At 56.4% G+C, this 18,436-nt stretch carries 9 protein-coding genes; 2 read left to right on the top strand and 7 right to left on the bottom strand.

The window, feature by feature from the left end; translation table 11 throughout:
• Positions 1-434: 434 nt before the first annotated feature.
• The 6 genes from H663_RS40315 to H663_RS40290 form a co-directional block, all read right to left on the bottom strand.
• Entirely contained in the window at positions 435-1,487 is a 1,053-nt protein-coding gene (locus H663_RS40315) for an ABC transporter ATP-binding protein (RefSeq protein ID WP_053168612.1), read from the bottom strand.
• A gap of 1 nt (position 1,488) precedes the next feature.
• Positions 1,489-2,883, bottom strand: coding sequence for a GH1 family beta-glucosidase (locus H663_RS40310; RefSeq protein ID WP_053168610.1), 1,395 nt, complete (start codon positions 2,881-2,883; stop codon positions 1,489-1,491).
• Positions 2,884-2,903: 20 nt separating this feature from the next.
• Positions 2,904-3,743, bottom strand: a complete 840-nt coding sequence (locus H663_RS40305; protein WP_053168608.1) for a carbohydrate ABC transporter permease — start codon at positions 3,741-3,743, stop codon at positions 2,904-2,906.
• Positions 3,740-4,669: a carbohydrate ABC transporter permease gene (locus tag H663_RS40300; RefSeq protein ID WP_053168605.1), complete on the bottom strand. Its 930-nt coding sequence runs from the start codon at positions 4,667-4,669 to the stop codon at positions 3,740-3,742. The genes H663_RS40305 and H663_RS40300 overlap by 4 nt, the downstream gene beginning before the upstream one ends.
• A 12-nt stretch (positions 4,670-4,681) precedes the next feature.
• Complete coding sequence (locus H663_RS40295; RefSeq protein WP_240620598.1) at positions 4,682-5,980, bottom strand: ABC transporter substrate-binding protein; 1,299 nt, start codon at positions 5,978-5,980, stop codon at positions 4,682-4,684.
• Positions 5,981-6,073: 93 nt separating this feature from the next.
• Positions 6,074-7,105, bottom strand: coding sequence for a LacI family DNA-binding transcriptional regulator (locus H663_RS40290; RefSeq protein WP_053168603.1), 1,032 nt, complete (start codon positions 7,103-7,105; stop codon positions 6,074-6,076).
• A 138-nt stretch (positions 7,106-7,243) separates the two neighbouring features.
• On the opposite strand from H663_RS40290, the gene H663_RS40285 reads away from it, so the two are divergent.
• On the top strand, positions 7,244-7,708 hold the full coding sequence (locus H663_RS40285) for a type II secretion system protein N (RefSeq protein WP_053168601.1): 465 nt from the start codon (positions 7,244-7,246) through the stop codon (positions 7,706-7,708).
• An 875-nt stretch (positions 7,709-8,583) separates the two neighbouring features.
• Here the strand turns inward: H663_RS40285 and ilvA are convergent.
• Complete coding sequence (gene ilvA, locus H663_RS40280; RefSeq protein ID WP_053168599.1) at positions 8,584-10,131, bottom strand: threonine ammonia-lyase, biosynthetic; 1,548 nt, start codon at positions 10,129-10,131, stop codon at positions 8,584-8,586.
• 755 nt (positions 10,132-10,886) lie between these two features.
• Here ilvA and H663_RS40275 point away from each other — a divergent pair.
• Positions 10,887-18,436, top strand: a 7,550-nt coding sequence (locus H663_RS40275) for a YDG domain-containing protein (RefSeq protein WP_116695949.1), incomplete at its 3' end; no start/stop codon positions are given.

Raw genomic sequence — 18,436 nt, 5'->3', positions numbered from 1 at the left:
GCTTGGGCGCTGATCCTGATTCAACTTTGGCGGGCTTCACCAACCCCATGTCGGGGTCTCCAACCACCGACCTACGAATACATGGCTCCCGTAGGTCGGCACTCGCAGAGTCCGACGCTTGCGGGCATGGGCGCTGATCCTGATTCAACTTTGGCGGGCTTCACCAACCCCATGTCGGGGTCTCCAACCACCGACCTACGAGTACATGGCTCCCGTAGGTCGGCACTCGCAGCGTCCGACGCTTGCGGGCATGGGAGCTGATCCTGATTCAACTTTGGCGGGCTTCACCAACCCCATGTCTGGGTCTTCGACCGCCGACCTACGAATGCATGTCCCCTGTAGGTCGGCACTCGAAGAGTCCGACGTATGCTTGTCCTGCAAAAAAGCCCCGCGATGACTGAGCAACGCGGGGCTTTCTTATTGAGGACTGGGCGTCAGACGCAGCGCTTACCTTGTTCATCAAACGACAACAGGTGTGAGAAGTCGGCCACCAGACTCACCATCTGACCGTGGGTCAGGTTTTCATGGCCGAAGGGTAATTTGGCTCTGACCAACTCTTCAGATCCTTGAACACGCAGATGTGCGATGGTGCAGTCGCCCAGGTGCTCAGCCAACACAAGCTCTGCTGGAATGCCGCGCCCAGAGGGGGCCAATTGCAGATGTTCCGGGCGAAGGCCCAGGCTGTGTGCGCCAGCACTGGCATAGATGGACCATTGGTCCCAAAGAGGCTGCGGCTGGGCGCTCTGCGCAGCAGGGCGAGACACCAGGTTGATTTTGGGAGAGCCCAGAAAACCCGCTACAAAATGATTGGCCGGCTTGTGATAAAGATCCATGGGCGTGCCCAGTTGTTCAATGATCCCTTGGTTGAAGACCGCAATGCGGTCACCCATGGTCATGGCTTCGACTTGGTCATGGGTCACATAGATCATGGTGGTGCCCAGCTCTTTGTGCAGTCGGGTCAATTCAATGCGCATGTTCACACGCAAGGCCGCATCCAGGTTGGACAAGGGTTCATCAAACAAGAAAACTTTGGGTTGACGCACGATGGCCCGGCCAATGGCCACGCGTTGACGTTCGCCGCCAGACAGTTCTTTGGGGTAACGCTTGAGCATGTGGTCAATGCGCAGAACATCCGCGGCCTTGCGCACTTGGGCTTCGCGCTCTTTGGCGGGAATGCCCGACATCTTCAAGGCGAAACCCATGTTTTCGCTCACCGTCATGTGCGGGTAAAGCGCATAACTTTGGAACACCATGGCCGCACCACGCTGGGCGGGGTGGCGGTCGTTGACGCGTTGGCCATCGATGAGCAAATCACCATCGGAGATTTTTTCCAGGCCTGCAATCATGCGCAGGGTGGTCGATTTGCCACAGCCCGAGGGGCCGACAAAGACCAAAAATTCGCCATCCTTGACGTCCAGGTCGATGCCTTTGATGACCGCATGGCCATCGTAATTTTTATGGATGTTCTTGAGTGTGACCTGGCCCATCTCAGACGACTCCCGTGGCTGTTGTGGTTTCAGTTGTACAAGCACTTTCTGGCTTGTTCAATTTCTTTTGATGCGCGAGGAAATTTTTGTACCAGTGGGCACTGTCTTTGTAGGTTCGCTGTTGTGTGTCGTAATCCACATGGATGATGCCAAAGCGCTTGGCATAGCCTGAAGACCATTCAAAGTTGTCCAACAGGCTCCACACCATGTAGCCGTGGACCGGTACGCCTTGCGCCATGGCATCACCCAAGGCGGCAATGTGTTGATCGATGTATTTCACACGGTCGTGGTCATGCACACCCGTTGCGGTCAAGGGGTCAGGAAATGCCCCGCCGTTTTCAGTGATGTAAACAGGGGGAATCGCATAGTCGCGTTTCATGCGCACCAACAACTGGGTCAAGCCTTGTGGATAAATTTCCCAGTCCATGTCGTTCAAAGGCAAGCCACTGTTCTTGGGTGACCAACTGCCATCTGCGCTCACCACGGATCGGGTGTAGTAGTTGACGCCCAAGTAGTCCATGGGGGTGCCAATGGTGTCCAGATCGCCGGGCAGTATGTGGGGTGCATCTTCGCCCAAGGCATCCAGCACATCCTGCGGATAAGACTTGTTGAAAAGCGGGTCCATGTACCAGCGCAACAAACGTCCGTCTTCCAGCCGTGCTTTGGCCACGTCTTGTGCGCTGTCGGTGGCGGGCACAGTGGGTGACAAATTGAGCACGATGCCCAGCGGTTTAGTGCAGCCTTTGTCGCGCATTGCTTGCAGCGCCAAGCCGTGGCTGAGCAAGAGGTGATGCGAGACCTGCATGGCGGTGGCGCGGGACTTGATGCCGGGTGCAAAGATGCCGCTTTCGTTGCCCAAGATGGCAATGACCCACGGCTCGTTGTGCGTGGTGTAGGCACCGACCTTGTTGCCCAAACGCGCAAAAATGGTCAGCGCGTAGTCCACAAAGTGGTGCACGGTGTCGCGGTTTTCCCACCCGCCTTGGTCCTGCAGGGCTTGTGGCAAGTCCCAATGGTTGAGCGTGACAAAGGGGGTGATGCCTTTGGCCAGCAGACCATCGACCAGGCGCTCGTAAAAGGCCAATCCCGCTTCATTGAATGCACCGCTGCCCAAGGGTTGCACGCGCGGCCAGGAGATGGAAAACCGGTAGGCATTGACCCCCAGGCTGGCGATCAGGTCAATGTCTTGCTGGTAACGGTCGTAGTGTTCGCAAGCGATCAGGCCGTTGCTGCCATCGGTGATGTTGCCGGGTGTTTCGCAAAAAGTGTCCCAAATGGAGGGCCCTTTGCCGTCTTTGTGCGCTGCGCCTTCAATCTGGAATGAACTGGTGGCGACACCCCAAACAAAGTCTGCGGGGAATGGATGTTCGTAAGAAAGGGTGTGGTTGCTGCTCATGTTCGGCGGTGGTTTTTGTTTTATTTGACGGCGCCTGTGGTCAGTCCGTCGATCAATCGACGCGATGACAAGGCAAAAAGAATCAACAAGGGCACAGTGGCGATGGCCGAGCCGGTCATCAAGGCGCCCCACTCGGTGTTCACCGGACTTTGCATGCTGCGCAGGGCCAAAGGCAGTGTGTACATTTCGGGTGAACGCATCACGATCAGTGGGCCGATGAAGTTGTTCCACGATGCAATGAAGGTGATCAGGCCCAAGGTGCCCAAGGCTGGTTGCAGCAAGGGCAGCACAATGCGCCAATAGATGCCCAATTCACTGCAGCCATCCATGCGGGCCGCTTCAATCAGGTCTTTGGGGATGGATGCGCCTATGAATTGACGCATCAGAAAAATACCAAACGCGCTGGCTGCACCTGGAATGTAGAGTGCTCTCGGTTGGTCAATCCAGCCGAGCGCGTCCATGACCATGAAGGTCGGAATCATGCTCAGGAATGAGGGAATGAGCATGGTGCCCATGACCAACAGGAACAAAGCCTTCTTGAACTTGAATTCGAACATGGCAAAGGCGTAGCCACCCATGGAACAAAACACCAAGGTGAGCGCTGTCGAGGCCAGACCCACATACAGACTCCAGCCCAAGCTTTTCCAGAAAGCAATTTTTTCAGTGAGGATGGCCAGGTTCAATTCAAAGTGGTGACCCGGCAAGAGCGGTGGCGGCAGGTTGAAGATTTCAGTGCGTGAATGCGTGGCAAACACGAACATGAAATAAAACGGGGCCAGCATGATCAAGGCCCCCAAGCCGACAAACACATACGCCACAAAGGGCGTGAGGCGGTCCTGAAACAGTCGCTGGGTGCTCATACATTCCCTCCGCGTGGTTTGAAGGCGCGGTTGGTCACCCAGGTCAAGAGCGCCACCACCACAAACAACAACCACGACAGTGCACTGGCTGTGCCAAAGTCATTGAATTCAAAAGCGGTTCTGTACATGTACATGGCGGTGGTCATGCCCGCCTGATCGGTGCCCCCGCGACCGCCTGTCAGGATGAAAGGTTCTTCAAACAATTGAAGGCCGCCGATGATCGTCAGCGTCACACCAAAAAAGATCATGGGTTTGAGGCTGGGCAGCGTGATGTAGAAAAACTGTTTGAGCGTGCTGGCACCATCCATGATGGCGGCTTCGTACAGGTCTTTTGGAATGGTTTGCAAGGCCGCAAGGTACAGCACCGTGTTGAAGCCGACGTATCGCCAAAACACCACAAAGGACACTGCAGGCTTGATGTTTTCTGCCTGACCCAACCAGTCGATGGGGGCCTGAGGCGTTCCCAAACCCAAGGCTTGTTGCAAGGCCGCCAAGCCTTGGTTGACCAGCCCGTAATCGGTGGACAACAAACTGCTGAACATCATGGCAATCGCCACGGTGGAGGTGATGTAGGGCAAGAAGTAAGCGCCAATCACCACATTGCGCCAGCGCTTGAAAGCGTTGTGGATGAAACAGGCCAAAGGAATAGCCACCAGATGCTGCGGCACCCCCGAGGCCAAAGCCAGCCAGGCGGTGTTGCTGAGCGACTTCCAGAACCAGGGGTCTTCCAGGGCAAATACAAAATTTTCAAGCCCCACAAATTTCATGGAGGTCAGACCCGCTGAGGGTTCCCACACCTGAAAGGCCAGGAAAAAAGAAAACCCCAATGGGAAAAGTCCGAACACCAAAAACAAAAGGATGAAGGGTGCCAACAGGACATAAGGCACGGACTGCGCTGACAGCCGAAATGAGCGAAGAGCTTTCATGTGAGTCTCTCTTTATGACCTTCTGGCCCGGCGCTCGAGCAGGCTTTGCGCATCTTGCAAAGCCTGGCGAATGTCTTTGCCTTGGTCAAGCACCTTGTCCAGTTCGGTGTTCACAATTTCCTCTGCAATGGGGTCCAGCTTGTGCACATCAATGGCGGTGGTTTTCTGCGCAGCTTCGCGCCACAACAGACGTGCTTTTTGGCCCCCCAAAAATTCGATGGGCTGGTCCATGAAGGCATCCTTGTGCACGGCCTGAAGGGCAGGAAATGCGTCTTCAGCTTTGAACGCTTTCAGTTGCAGATCGGCTTGCATCGTCATCATCTGGATGAAGTCCCAAGCCAAGGGTTTGTGGGCGGCACCTTTGGGGATGGCGTAAAAACTGCCGCCCCAGGATGCCCAGGATTTTTCGGGCAACTGTGCCGCGCGCCACAGGCCTTTGGTTTGCGGTGCAATCCAGTTGTTCAAGTGACCGGCCAGCCAGGCACCTGACATTTGCGTGGCAATTTGCCCGCGTTTGAAACCTTCGGTCCATTCGGTGGACCACGCGTTGATCTTGCCGTCCAGCTTTTGCGTGCGCACCTCCCGCGCCAGCGAGAAGGCCCGCTCAAAGCGAGGGGTGTTGATGAGCGGTTTGCCCTTGTTGTCGAAGTACAGACCTTCACCCGCTTGCAAATTGCTGCGAATGATGATGTCTTTCATGTCGCGTGCATGGGGCATCAGATAGGCATTGGTTTGCGCTTTGATCTGAACGCCTGCTTTGACGTAGTTGTCCCAGCTGCTGGTCAGTTGCGATTCCGTGATGCCCGCTTTTTTCAGCAAATCAGCTCTGTAGAGCAAGGTGCCCGGGCCGATGTCGGTCGGCACCGCCACCACAGCGCCTGTGCTGGCTGTGGCTTGCTTGAACGCATAGGGCACAAATTTGGCTTGATGCGCCTTGATGTCAAACGGGGCTTGAGACAAGTCCTGCAAGCCACCGTTTTCCGCAAAGCGGGCCACATAACCCACTTCGAGCACCATCACATCGGGCAAGTTCGATGTTGTGGACAAGGCGGTGGTCATGGCTGTGTGGTGGTCCGCAAAGGAACGACTCACGATTTTGATGTCGGCGCCCGGATGTTTCTTTTTCCATTCAGTGGCGGCCGACTTCGCGATGCTGTCCACCGCTGGATAGGCAGCAATGGTCAACGTTTGTGCTTGCAGCGTTCCACAAGATGCCAGTGCCAGGGCAGCTGCGCTGAGCTGGCGTCCGAGCAGGCCACTTGAAAACGAGAGGGTTGACATCATGAATTCCTGGATCAATTCGTGGATCATGCCAACAAGATCAGGACTCAAACCGTGTTCTTGAAAGCGCTTTCAAGAATTATATAAAGAAATATCAGGGCGAATGCGAGGGTAATCCCGATCTCATGAACGCCAGCGGCGCGTGGAGTCGCGAGAGATCAACACAGGGGCGGGCATGACCGCTGTGGGTTTTTGTCCAGACAAGAGCTGGAGCATGGCCGATGCGGCAAGACGACCCAACTCGTAAGCGGGCTGTTGGATCGTGCTCAGCGGTGGAATGCAATAAAGCGAATTGGCCAAATCATCAAAACCCATGAGGGACACATCATCTGGAATGCGCAGCGAATGGCGGTGCAAACTCAAGGCAGCGCCAAAAGCCATTTGATCGTTGGAGGCAAATATGGCGGTGAACTGTCGATTGCTCGACAGCAGTCTGTCTGTGGCCAGCATGCCACTGACTTCGTGGTATTCACCGGGCACCACCAGATCGGGATCGAAAGGGATGCTGGCCGCTTCCAGGGCGCTTTTGTAGCCCTTGAAACGTTCATTCGCATCGGGGTGTTCCATGTCGCCGGCGATAAATGCAATTTTTCGATGCCCCAATTGGATCAAGTGTTGCGTGGCCTTGAAGCCCCCTGCAAAGTTGTCAAAGTTGAGCGCAAAAATTTCGGGTGACTTGATGTTACGGCCTGTGACGACCACGGGCAAATGCTTGGCAGTGGCTTTGAGGGAGGCGTCTGACATGCGACCGTTCAATACGATCAGGCCATCCACACGGCGTGATCGCAGCATGTCGATGCAGCGTGTCTCGGAGGTGATGTTCCAATGCGCGCTGACAAACAAAGGGCTGTAACCGGCGGGGTCGAGTTCATCTTCAATGCCGCGCAGGGCTGCGCCATAAAACGGGCTGTCCAGCGCCTGCGTCACAACCCCAATGCTCAAGGTTCGCCCGCCCGCAAGGCCGCGTGCAACCGGGTTGGGAATAAAGCCAAGTTTGGCAATGGCGTCATCAACAGCTTTCTTTTTGTCTTCGCTGACGGTTGCTGTGCCATTGAGAATGCGTGAAACGGTGCTGGGGGAGACGCCAGACTCTTTGGCGACCATGTCGAGTGTGACAATAAGCGACTTGTTTTTGACAGCTGATTTTGTTTTCATGCTTTCCCACCTGAAATTATTGTTCTGAATGCGGTTTCAAAAAACGTACATTAACATGGCTCGCGAGTTGTCATCAATGGCGCTTGCGGTAAAAGGGTGTCCTTTGCGTCACCCGAAATCTGACTCAGAGAATTGAACATGAAGTTGCTCAAGCAAAATTTTCCAACATCGCCCGCTTTCACTCGCTCCTTCAGTGCCTTGATCGTCTGGATGTTGGCAGTTGCTGGCGTGGTTTTTTGGTTTTTGCAGTTCCCGGTGCAAGACGGCATGCTTCCAGCGTCTGAAACACTGACGGTCAATCAACGCACACAAGCGCCAAGCGATGCCGGTCTGGGGCGGGCCTTGGGCGTGGTCACGGCAACAGCCGCAGCGCCCACAGCACAAGCAACACGCTTTCAACTCATGGGCGTGATCGCCGCCAGTTCAGGCCAGGGCAGCGCACTGATTGGCACCGACGGCCAACCACCCAAGGCCTATCGGGTGGGGCAGGTGGTGGCTGATGGGGTGGTACTGCAAAGTCTGGGGCCACGACAGGCCCAGCTGGGCACCAGCCCTGCCAACGCCTGGACGCTTCAATTGCCCGGCTCGGACAAAACGCCTTGAGGGCGGCTGTCTGTTGGGGCTATCGCGGCGATGGCACCGCTCCCACAGTAGGCTGACTGGATCGCCGGATTTTGATTGATTGATCCGGCAGCTTGAATTTTGAAACGGGTGAGGCATGTCATCTCGCAGGTCGGTACTCGCAGAGTCCGACGTTTTCTTGCTCGGGCACTGCTTCATGAAACAAGCATGGGTGTCTGTTTAACCACGTCGGAGTCTTCGACCGCCGACCTACAACATCTTTGAGACACGCCATCCCGTAGGTCGGTACTCGCAGAGTCCGACGTTGTGGGTTCGACACAGGCCCACGTCGGAGTCTTCGACCGCCGACCTACAACATCATTGAGGCATGTCATCCCGTAGGTCGGCACTCGCAGAGTCCTACGTTGTGGTCCGGCACAGGCCCACGTCGGGGTCTTTGACCGCCGACCTACAACTTCTTTGAGACACGCCATCTCGTAGGTCGGCACTCGCAGAGTCCGACGTTTTCTTGTTCGGGCACTGCTTTATGAAACAAGCATGGGTGTCTGTTTAACCAGCGTCGGGGTCTTCGACCGCCGACCTACAACTTCTTTGCGACACGCCATCTCGTAGGTCGGCACTCGCAGAGTTCGACATTGCTGGTTCGGCACAGGCCCACGTCGGAGTCTTCGAGCGCCGACCAACAACATCTTTGAGGCATGTCATTTTGAAGGTCGGCACTCGCAGAGTCCGACGTTGTGGGTCCGGCACAGGACCACGTCGGGGTCTTCGACCGCCGACCTACAGTCGGGGTCTACGACCGCCGACCTACAAGGAGCCAGCCCTGCTGGCGATTGCGGTGGTGGCGGTCTGCGGGAAATCGCTTGCAGGGCAAAGCTCCTCCAAAATGCTGCGTCTCACCCCCGCAAAAACAAGCGATACACCGGGTTATCCGTCTCTTCCGCATATGGGTAACCCAGCGCCTGCAAGAACTTGTCAAAGGCCTTGCCGTCTTTGGGCGGCACCTGGATGCCCACCAGAATGCGGCCGTAGTCCGCGCCCTGGTTGCGGTAGTGGAACAAGCTGATGTTCCAACCCGGGCGCATCAGGCTCAGGAACTTGAGCAAGGCACCGGGACGCTCGGGGAACTCAAAGCGCAGCAGGCGTTCATCTTGGGACAGGGCCGAATGTCCGCCCACCATGTGGCGGATGTGTTCTTTGGCCAGTTCGTCATGCGTCAGGTCCAGCGCCTTGAATTTGTGCCTGTTGAAATTGGCCGTGATCTTGGTGCTCTCGCCTTTGCCATGCGTGCTCAGACCCAAAAACACATGGGCCTGGTCCGAGTCGCTCATGCGGTAGTTGAACTCGGTCACATTGCGCGGCCCGCCGGGCAGGCTGCCAATCAGCTCCAAAAAGCGCTTGAAGCTGCCGCGCTCTTCGGGAATGGTGACGGCAAACAGGGCTTCTTTTTCTTCGCCCACATCGGCGCGTTCGGCCACAAAGCGCAGGCGGTCAAAGTTCATGTTGGCACCGCACAAAATGGCCGCAAAGGTCTGGCCCTTGCATTTGTGCGCGGCCACGTATTGCTTGATGGCGGCCACGGCCAGTGCGCCTGCGGGCTCCACAATCGAGCGCGTGTCCACAAAAATGTCCTTGATGGCTGCGCACACCGCGTCGGTGTCCACCGTCATGAACTCGTCGACCAACCCACTCGCCACGCGGAAAGTTTCTTCGCCCACCAGCTTGACGGCCGTGCCGTCTGAGAACAAACCCACATCGGCCAAAGTCACGCGCTTTTGGGCGGCCACCGACTGGATCATGGCGTCCGAGTCGTTCATCTGCACGCCAATCACCTTGACCCCGGGGCGCACGGCCTTGATGTAGTTGGCCACGCCGCTGATCAGGCCACCGCCGCCAATGGCCACAAACACCGCATCGAGCGGCCCCTGGTGCTGGCTCAGCATTTCCATGGCGATCGTGCCTTGGCCCGCGATCACATCGGGATCGTCAAAGGGGTGCACAAAGGTCAGGCCCTGCTTTTTCTCCAGCTGTACCGAGTGGTTGTAAGCGTCTGAATAGCTGTCGCCAAACAAGACCACCTCGCCGCCAAAACCCTTGACCGCGTCGATTTTGACCTGCGGCGTGGTGGTGGGCATGACGATCACGGCGCGTGTGCCCAGGCGGCTGGCGCTCAGGGCCACGCCTTGAGCATGGTTGCCAGCCGATGCGCAAATCACGCCCTTTTTCAGTTGTTCGGGCGTCAGGTGCGCCATCTTGTTGTAAGCCCCGCGAAGCTTGAAGCTGTGCACCGGTTGCTGGTCTTCTCGCTTGAGCAGCACCTGGTTGTTCAGCCGCCGAGACAGGTTTTTGGCAATCTCCAGGGCCGACTCGGTGGCCACGTCGTAAACACGGGCGTTGAGGATTTTGATCAGGTAGTCGGCGGGTTTGAGGTGTGGGGTGGTCATGCGCAAACGGTCGCCCTGAGGGGCGTGACGGTCAAAAAGGTGAACACCGATGATAACGGCCCAAAAAAAATGCCCCGAGCCTTGCGGTTCGGGGCAAATCCACCTTTTCAGAGGGTGGAGGAGACAAAGGGTTCGCACAAAAAAGCACGATTGTTCGCAATTTTAACGAGGTTTTTGCTGCATTGCAGCAAGTCGATGTATCAATTTGCAAAATCTTGTGAAGATGGCAGATGCCCTGCGTATCAATAGGGGAAGGTCAGTGGCGCGATCAACATGGGGTGCGCCCGTAGGTCGGTGGCTTCAGCCCCGACAAGGGGCCTGTGCCCGAGGCTGAAATCTCGGCCCTGAATCTGTCGACCTGCGCAGACATGGTCTTGCCGGGTGACGCGATGTGCTTTGGCATGACCCGATACCGCTGGCCTGCGTCTGCAGTGCTGCCTGTGCACAAATAGAACTTTTTTCCTTGACAAGATTTATTCCATAAGTTAACAAAATCATTTGAAAAAGCCCTTATCTTGATTGTTTCATTAAAAATATTTAAGCATTTAAAAAATTAACTAGGAATACAATTTGAACCCTTACGTTCTCTTTTTTTGATGGAATGAACATTTACAAATTTTTGGGTAGTTATAAATCAATAAACATCCGATTAATAATAAATTTTGTTTAAATTCACAAAAAAGTAACAAGACTCTCGTGTCTGCCGCAGGCTGACATTTGATGAGACAAGACGCAAATTCGACCCGTATTTCCCCATGAACGCCAATTGCTATAAAACAGTCTTCTCCAAACGCCTGGGTGCCCTCGTGGCCGTTGGCGAACATGCCACCAGCCAAGGCAAAGCCACTGGAAGCTTTCAAGGGGCAGGATTTTCAGAAAGCTGTTCTAGCGCCGCTGCTTACTTCATCGGTGCACTGTCCCTCAGCTTTGCACTGGTCGCCATGGCCTATGCGGCCCCCGCCAGCAACGCATTGCCCACAGGCGGTCAAGTGGCCCAAGGCGCAGCGGCCATCAGCCAAAGCGGCGCCAGCATGGCCATCCAACAAAGCACAGCCCGCGCCGTCGTCAACTGGCAAAGCTTCGACATTGGTAAAGATGCCAAAGTCAACATCGTGCAACCCAGCAGCCAGTCCGTGCTGCTCAACCGCGTCAGTGGCCCCGCGCCCAGCCAAATCTTTGGCCAGATGACCGCCAACGGCCAGGTCGTTCTGGTCAACCCCAACGGCGTGACCTTTGGCAAAGACGGCTCCGTCAGCGCCGCAGGCCTGACAGCCAGCACACTCAACACCACCGACGCCGACTTCATGGCCGGGCGCAACCGCTTCACCCGCGACGGCGCCACCGGCCAGGTGCTCAACCTGGGCAACCTCACGGTCGCCCCCGGCGGCTATGTGGCCCTGCTGGGTGCCAGCGTCAGCAACGAAGGCAAGATCGTCGCCCCTCAAGGCAACGTCGCCCTGGGTGCGGCAGAGTCCATCACCTTGCCCGTGTACGGCAGCCGCCGCATCAAAATGGAGTTGACCCCATCGGCCATCAACGCCGCTGTGGCCAACCAAAGGGGCGGCTCCATCGTGACCGAAGGTGGCCAGGTCTACATGCAGGCGGCCGCAGTGGGCAGCGCCATCGCCAGCGTCATGCAATCGGGCAGCATTGATACATCAGGCGCGCAAGGCGGCGCGGTGCACCTGCTGACCGATGGCGGCCATATCAAAGTGGACGGCAGCATCACCGCCAACAGCACCCAAGGCGCGGCCGGTGGCGATATCTACATTGGGCGGGACAAAGACACGAACGTGCTGGCCAAAACCGCCGATGTGAGCGGGGCCCTGCTGGAAAGCAAGGGCGGCTTTGTGGAGACTTCTGGCGATTACTTGAAAGTGGACGGCATCTCCGTCAAAGCCAAGGACTGGTTACTGGACCCTTCGGACATCACCATTTCAAGCTCGGCCAACAGCAACGTGACAGGCACCAGCCCTGCCGACATCACACCCAACGGTGCCTCAGGCACCAGCAGTGTGGTCAATGTCAGCACGATCCAGAACGCTATCAATACGGGCACCAACGTCACCATCAAAACCACGAACGCACTGAACACAACCGGCGCAGGCAACATCACCATTGCCAACGCTTTGACGTTCAACAACCAGGGCACGACCGACGCCACCCTGAACCTGATCGCCGACAACGGCATCACGCAAAACGCGGGTGCATCCATCACCACCAACGCCGCAAGCGCCAAACTGGTCAACGTCAACATGACGGCCAACGGCAACTACCAGGGCAACACGGCTGCAGACGCCAGCAGTCAAGGCATTGTGCTCAACAGCAGCATCAACACCAATGGTGCAGTCACGTTGACGGGCACCAATAAAAACATCGCTGCAGGTGCAGGTGTGCAATTCGGTTCCGGTGCCAGCATTACGACTAAAGGCGCTGTCACGGTCACTGGTGTATCGACTTCAGGAACAGGCTACGGTGTTGCATTGAACAACACGCTCATTGATGCAGGCACCACAGGCGACATTTGGATCACCGGTACGTCCACAGGCAATCACGGCGTTTTCAACAACTTCACAAATAGCAGCGTCTACAACATGAAGTTGCTGGGTAAAAATGTCTCCATCAATGGCAGTACATCGGGTACGAATTCATCGGGCTTTTTCAGCTACATTGGTAACTTCGCGGGCAACATCATTTCAGCAGCCGAGAATCTTTCGATCACCGGCACCGTTAATGGCGCAGGCTTCGGCACAGCCATTGATCACGTCGCTACCAGCTGGCACAACCGAGTCAACGCTTACACAGCGGGTGGCACCCTCAGCATCACCGGTACCAATAACGCCTCTGCTCCCAACACCGGTACCACCATCACCATGGCGGGTGTTCAGGCTAAGGCAGGCGGGGACCTCACCGTCAGTGCCACCACCAACAACGCCGCCACAGACGCGATTTCTGTGAAGTCCAGCTTTTATTACCCCGGGTATGGCTATATAGGCGGCGCATCTTCATTTGAATCTACAGGCGGTAACACCACCCTCAAGAGCAATCAGGGTTCGATCCTCATTCAAGACGGGGTACCCAACTCGGTGACCTCAACGGCCATCAAGGGCAAGAACGTGATCATCGACAACACGGGCGGCACGTTCACAGGGGGCGTTTTCACGGCAGGCACTGGTGTGTCCACATCCACCGTCCGCGCAGGCGTTCAAATCTCCGATGGCTTGCAAGCCACCGACCCGAATATAGCTAGCAACCCAACGCTGCGCACCATCACCGCGACTGATGCCAGTGGCCAGATCGTTTTGAGCGGCAAGAAGGCAAGCACAGGCAGCGGTGTTGAAATCAGCAGTGCCGCAGCTTTGTCGGCAGCCAACATCACTATCCTCGGAGAAAACACCGGCGCAACCGGTGCGGCCATCAACATCAGCAGTGCTGCTGCAAAGTTGACATCCACGCAAGCCACCACATTGACTGCTGGCGGGACTGGCTCTGGCACGTCTTTGGTGGCTGCAGGCAACATCCAAGTGGGCACCCAACTCAAGGTCACCACGCCTGCTGCGGGCACGATTTCAGGTCTCATCAGTGGCACAGGTTCGTTGCTGAAATCAGGCGCAGGTCAACTGACCTTGTCGGCGTATAACGCAAGCACTGGGGTCTACGGAACCAACACTTTCTCAGGAGGTGCCACCGTCAGCCAGGGCACACTGGTCCTTGGTCACGGTAACGGCAATTACAACAAAACGGCGGGCACGGGCGGGATCATCGTGGGCGATCTCAATACGGGCAACAACAACGTAAGTTTGCTGGTCGAAAAAGGCACGCCTGGCAATGCAACGGGCTACCTGAACAGAGACATCACTTTTACAAATAACGGTACAGGCATGGCCACCCTGGGCACCACGTCTGGAACTGTGAATGAGGCGGGGCGGGGCTGGACGACGGTCAACAGCAAAATCACCTTGAACCGTGATGTGGTCATCAACGATGCCACCAACGACCGATTGACAATGGACGGTCAAATCACAGGCACGGGCAATATCACCTTTACCGGCAATCGCATCACGATGGGAGCCGTCAGCGGGACTGGAATTTCGGCCAATAATTTTGTGGGCAATGTCACTATTTCCTCGGGCACGACGCTTCAAGCCAGTGCCAAGTACATCCTGCCCACCACGACTAATGTGATCAACAACGGTACGCTGCGATTGCTGGATGGCAAACACCAATCGATCGATGGGCTTTCGGGTTCGGGCAAAGTCGAAACCAATAGCACTTCAGGCGGATTGCTCACCACATTGAGCTTGGGCAACAACAACAGCAGTGCAACATACACAGGCACCATCGTCGGGACTTCATCACCGTTGAATTTAGTCAAAAACGGCACGGGTACTCAAGTGCTCTCAGGCAACAACACCTATACCGGTGGGACCAATGTGGCCAAAGGTACTTTGCAAATCGGTGATGGGACGAACAATGGTTTGATTGGCGCTGGTGCGGTGGACATTGCCACCGGTACCACATTGGATTTCAACGTAAAGTCAGGTTCATTAGTTGGCTATACAACATACAACACATTCACAGGCGAGGGTACCCTCAAGAAAACAGGTACAGGCACTTTGGCGTGGAGCAGTGGCGGAGCAACATTTAGTTTGGGCACAAACTCAAAGATCGACGTGCGAGAAGGCACCTTTACTGGTGCAAGCTCTACCAATGAAGTTTGGAAAGATAACAAAGCCTCGTTGAACGTCGAAAGCGGCGCAACATTTCTAGGTGTTGAAGGCAACATCAAAGTGGATGCGCTGACAGGCGGAGGTGTCGTCAGCTCTGGATGGGGCGGAATTGCGTATGGCTTCACCGTGGGTGTCAACGGTGGATCGGGCACATTCGCTGGCTCCATTCAAGATGCCAATGGTGTCGCTGCCAAATTAACGAAAGAAGGTACAGGCACGCAAATTCTGACGGGTAACAACACCTACACCGGAATAACCACCGTGGACGGCGGCACATTGCAAATCGGCGATGGTGGCACCACAGGCACCTTGGGCAACGGAGGTGCTGTCAACCTACAGGGCGGGTCGAACTTGCACTTCAATCGCAGTGCAGCAACCACGATTAACAACGATATCACCGGCACGGGCAACGTCAGCGCAACAATCACCGGCGCATCGGGCAGCCTAACTTTAGCTAAAAACATCACCCTCACAGGCACGGTTTCAGCTACCGCCGACCAAGCCATTACCACCACCGCAAGTAAAACCATATCCACCCGCGGCGGTATTTCTTTGACCGGTAAAGCCGGCGTGGCGCTGAACGGCGACATCACCAACAGCACTTCTGGCGCAATCACCATTGCAGCAGGTGACGGCACCGTGTTAAGCGCAGCAGCGATTACATCGGCATCAGGCGCCACGATCACGCAAAGAGCAAACGCAGCCGTGACCTTGACCACTGACGGCCAGGGCGACTTGACCGTTGCAAAAATCGTCAAGGGTGTAGCCACCGCGGGCACAGGCGCAGGCGACATCACGGTCGCTGCGGGTATCAAAGTACCCGCTGGCGCGACGGGCGGCAACATCAAAACCGTTGCTGGCAACACGATTACCAACAACGGCACGGGCAAGACGCTTATTTACACCGGCTCCGCGCTTAACAGCGGCCAGATGTCTAATTTGATGTCTAGCCTTTCGAATCTTCAACTCACAGGCAGCAGTAAAAACACCGCCGTGCGGACCGCCTACGGCGCAGGCGGAGGCTTTGCAGGCGGACCCAACACGCAAGTCCTTTTCCGAGAGTCAGTGGACTTAACCGGTTCCTTAACGTCTGCCACCATCAATACGACTTATGGCGATGCTGCACCAACTTCAACAGCAATCGCCTCTGCGATCGTGGCGGCCAATGGCGGTACCGGCAACAACATCGTCACAAATTTAGCCGCAGGAACATTCAAAGCTGCCGTGGATGACGTGGCAACCGACTTGGCCAACAACGCGACTTTGGTGGCCACAGCCAATAGCTTTGGTCGATTGGATGCCAATGCAGCCGGCTACAACTACAACGAGTCGGCTTCTGCAAACTACGCAGCAAGCGGGGCATCAGTGGTTAAATTGGTAGTTGCCAAGGCTAACTTGACCAAGGTCGAAGGTGCCAAGACCTACGACGGTCAAATCCAAACGTTGGTTGCCGGTACAAATGGCTCGCTGACCCTGACAGGTGTGGCATCAGAGACTGCCGCCCTTAACACGGGCAATAGCGTTAACCTGACTGGAGCCAATGCAGGCACCCAAGCCGTATCAGGTCTGGGAACCAACGCAGCGTTTACAAGTGCCAATGGTTTGAGCCTGGCTAACTACAACGTGGCAGACACCGATATGTCTGCTCTCGCCAGCGCACTTCCCACTAAGAACACCGTTGCCATCGCCAAGGCTAAGCTCACGGAAGTAACGGGTGCCAAGATCTACGACGGCAACACCAACTTGAGCGGCGGTACCTTGAGCATCAAGGGCGTCAACGGTGAAAAGTTCACCACCGACAAAGCCAGCGTGGTGCTGGGCAGCAAGAACGTGGTGGGCACGGATGGCTTTGGCGCGAACAGCGTGACCAACCTGAGCGGCTTGACGTTGACAGGAACCACTTCGGCTGCACTGTCAACCAACTACGATCAGACACAGCTGCCCACTACGAGCAACACCGTGACCATCGGCAAAGCCAACTTGGCTGTGGCCATGAGCAACCAGACCAAGGTCTACGACGGCACCGTCACCGCTACATTGACAGCAGGTGCGATCACAGCGACGGGCGTGACAGTGGGCAGCGTGACAGAAACTGCAACAGTAAGCCAAACCAGCGGTACCTACAACGATAAGAACGTGAACGGGGCAACAACAGTCACCGCAAACTTGTTGCCAGTCGACTTCGCGTCTGGTACAGCAGACCTGAGCAACTACAACTTGCCCTTTACGGTGAGCAACACCTCCAGCAACATCACCAAGAAAGATGTCACCTACAGCGGTGTGGGCGTGGTTGCTAAAACGTATGACGGCACGACCACAGCAGTGCTGAACGGTGCGGCAGCGCTGGGCAGCGTTGCAGCGGGCTCTAGCGTCTCGACCGACACCAAAGTCATCACCACTGACGCAGTCACCCTGGGCGGCACCGTGGCCGGCACCTTTGCCAGCAAGAACGTGCGCGGAACGAACGGCACAGGCGCGAACACGGTCACCCTCACAGGCGCGAGCTTGAGCGGCGCGGACGCTTCGAACTACAACTTGGTTCAGCAAGCGCCCGTGACGGCCAACGACACGATCAGCAAAGCCAACTTGGCTGTGACCATGAGCAGCCAGAACAAGACCTATGACGGCACGACAGCGGCTGCATTGGCAACGGGTGCGATCACGGCCACGGGCGTGATAGTGGGCGGCGTGGCAGAAACTGCAACGGTGAGCAAAGCCAGCGGCACCTACAACAGCAAGAACGTGGCCACGGCAACAACAGTCACCGCGAGCTTGGCGACAGGCGACTTCACGGCAGCGACTGGTACTGATCTGAGCAACTACAACTTGCCCACCACGGTGAGCAACACCACCAGCACGATCGGCAAAGCCAACTTGGCTGTGGCCATGAGCAGCCAGAACAAGACCTATGACGGCACGACAGCGGCTGCATTGGCAACGGGTGCGATCACGGCCACGGGCGTGACAGTGGGCGGCGTGGCAGAAACTGCAACGGTGAGCAAAGCCAGCGGCACCTACAACAGCAAGAACGTGGCCACGGCAACAACAGTCACCGCGAGCTTGGCGACAGGCGACTTCACGGCAGCGACTGGTACTGATCTGAGCAACTACAACTTGCCCACCACGGTGAGCAACACCACCAGCACGATCGGCAAAGCCAACTTGGCTGTGGCCATGAGCAGCCAGAACAAGACCTATGACGGCACGACAGCGGCTGCATTGGCAACGGGTGCGATCACGGCCACGGGCGTGACAGTGGACGGCGTGGCAGAAACTGCAACGGTGAGCAAAGCCAGCGGCACCTACAACAGCAAGAACGTGGCCACGGCAACAACAGTCACCGCGAGCTTGGCGACAGGCGACTTCACGGCAGCGACTGGTACTGATCTGAGCAACTACAACTTGCCCACCACGGTGAGCAACACCACCAGCACGATCGGCAAAGCCAACTTGGCTGTGGCCATGAGCAGCCAGAACAAGACCTATGACGGCACGACAGCGGCTGCATTGGCAACGGGTGCGATCACGGCCACGGGCGTGACAGTGGGCGGCGTGGCAGAAACTGCAACGGTGAG

This window comes from Limnohabitans planktonicus II-D5 (genome assembly GCF_001270065.2).
In the GTDB taxonomy this organism is placed as follows: Bacteria; Pseudomonadota; Gammaproteobacteria; order Burkholderiales; family Burkholderiaceae_C; genus Limnohabitans_A; species Limnohabitans_A planktonicus.
This window is presented reverse-complemented; position numbering and strand designations above follow the sequence as displayed.

Bases quoted from the DNA above. Each gene is read 5' to 3' on its own strand.
- H663_RS40315 (WP_053168612.1), bottom strand. From the start codon at position 1,487: ATGGGCCAGGTCACACTCAAGAACATCCATAAAAATTACGATGGCCAT.
- H663_RS40310 (WP_053168610.1), bottom strand. From the start codon at position 2,883: ATGAGCAGCAACCACACCCTTTCTTACGAACATCCATTCCCCGCAGAC.
- H663_RS40305 (WP_053168608.1), bottom strand. From the start codon at position 3,743: ATGAGCACCCAGCGACTGTTTCAGGACCGCCTCACGCCCTTTGTGGCG.
- H663_RS40300 (WP_053168605.1), bottom strand. From the start codon at position 4,669: ATGAAAGCTCTTCGCTCATTTCGGCTGTCAGCGCAGTCCGTGCCTTAT.
- H663_RS40295 (WP_240620598.1), bottom strand. From the start codon at position 5,980: ATGATCCACGAATTGATCCAGGAATTCATGATGTCAACCCTCTCGTTT.
- H663_RS40290 (WP_053168603.1), bottom strand. From the start codon at position 7,105: ATGAAAACAAAATCAGCTGTCAAAAACAAGTCGCTTATTGTCACACTC.
- H663_RS40285 (WP_053168601.1), top strand. From the start codon at position 7,244: ATGAAGTTGCTCAAGCAAAATTTTCCAACATCGCCCGCTTTCACTCGC.
- ilvA (WP_053168599.1), bottom strand. From the start codon at position 10,131: ATGACCACCCCACACCTCAAACCCGCCGACTACCTGATCAAAATCCTC.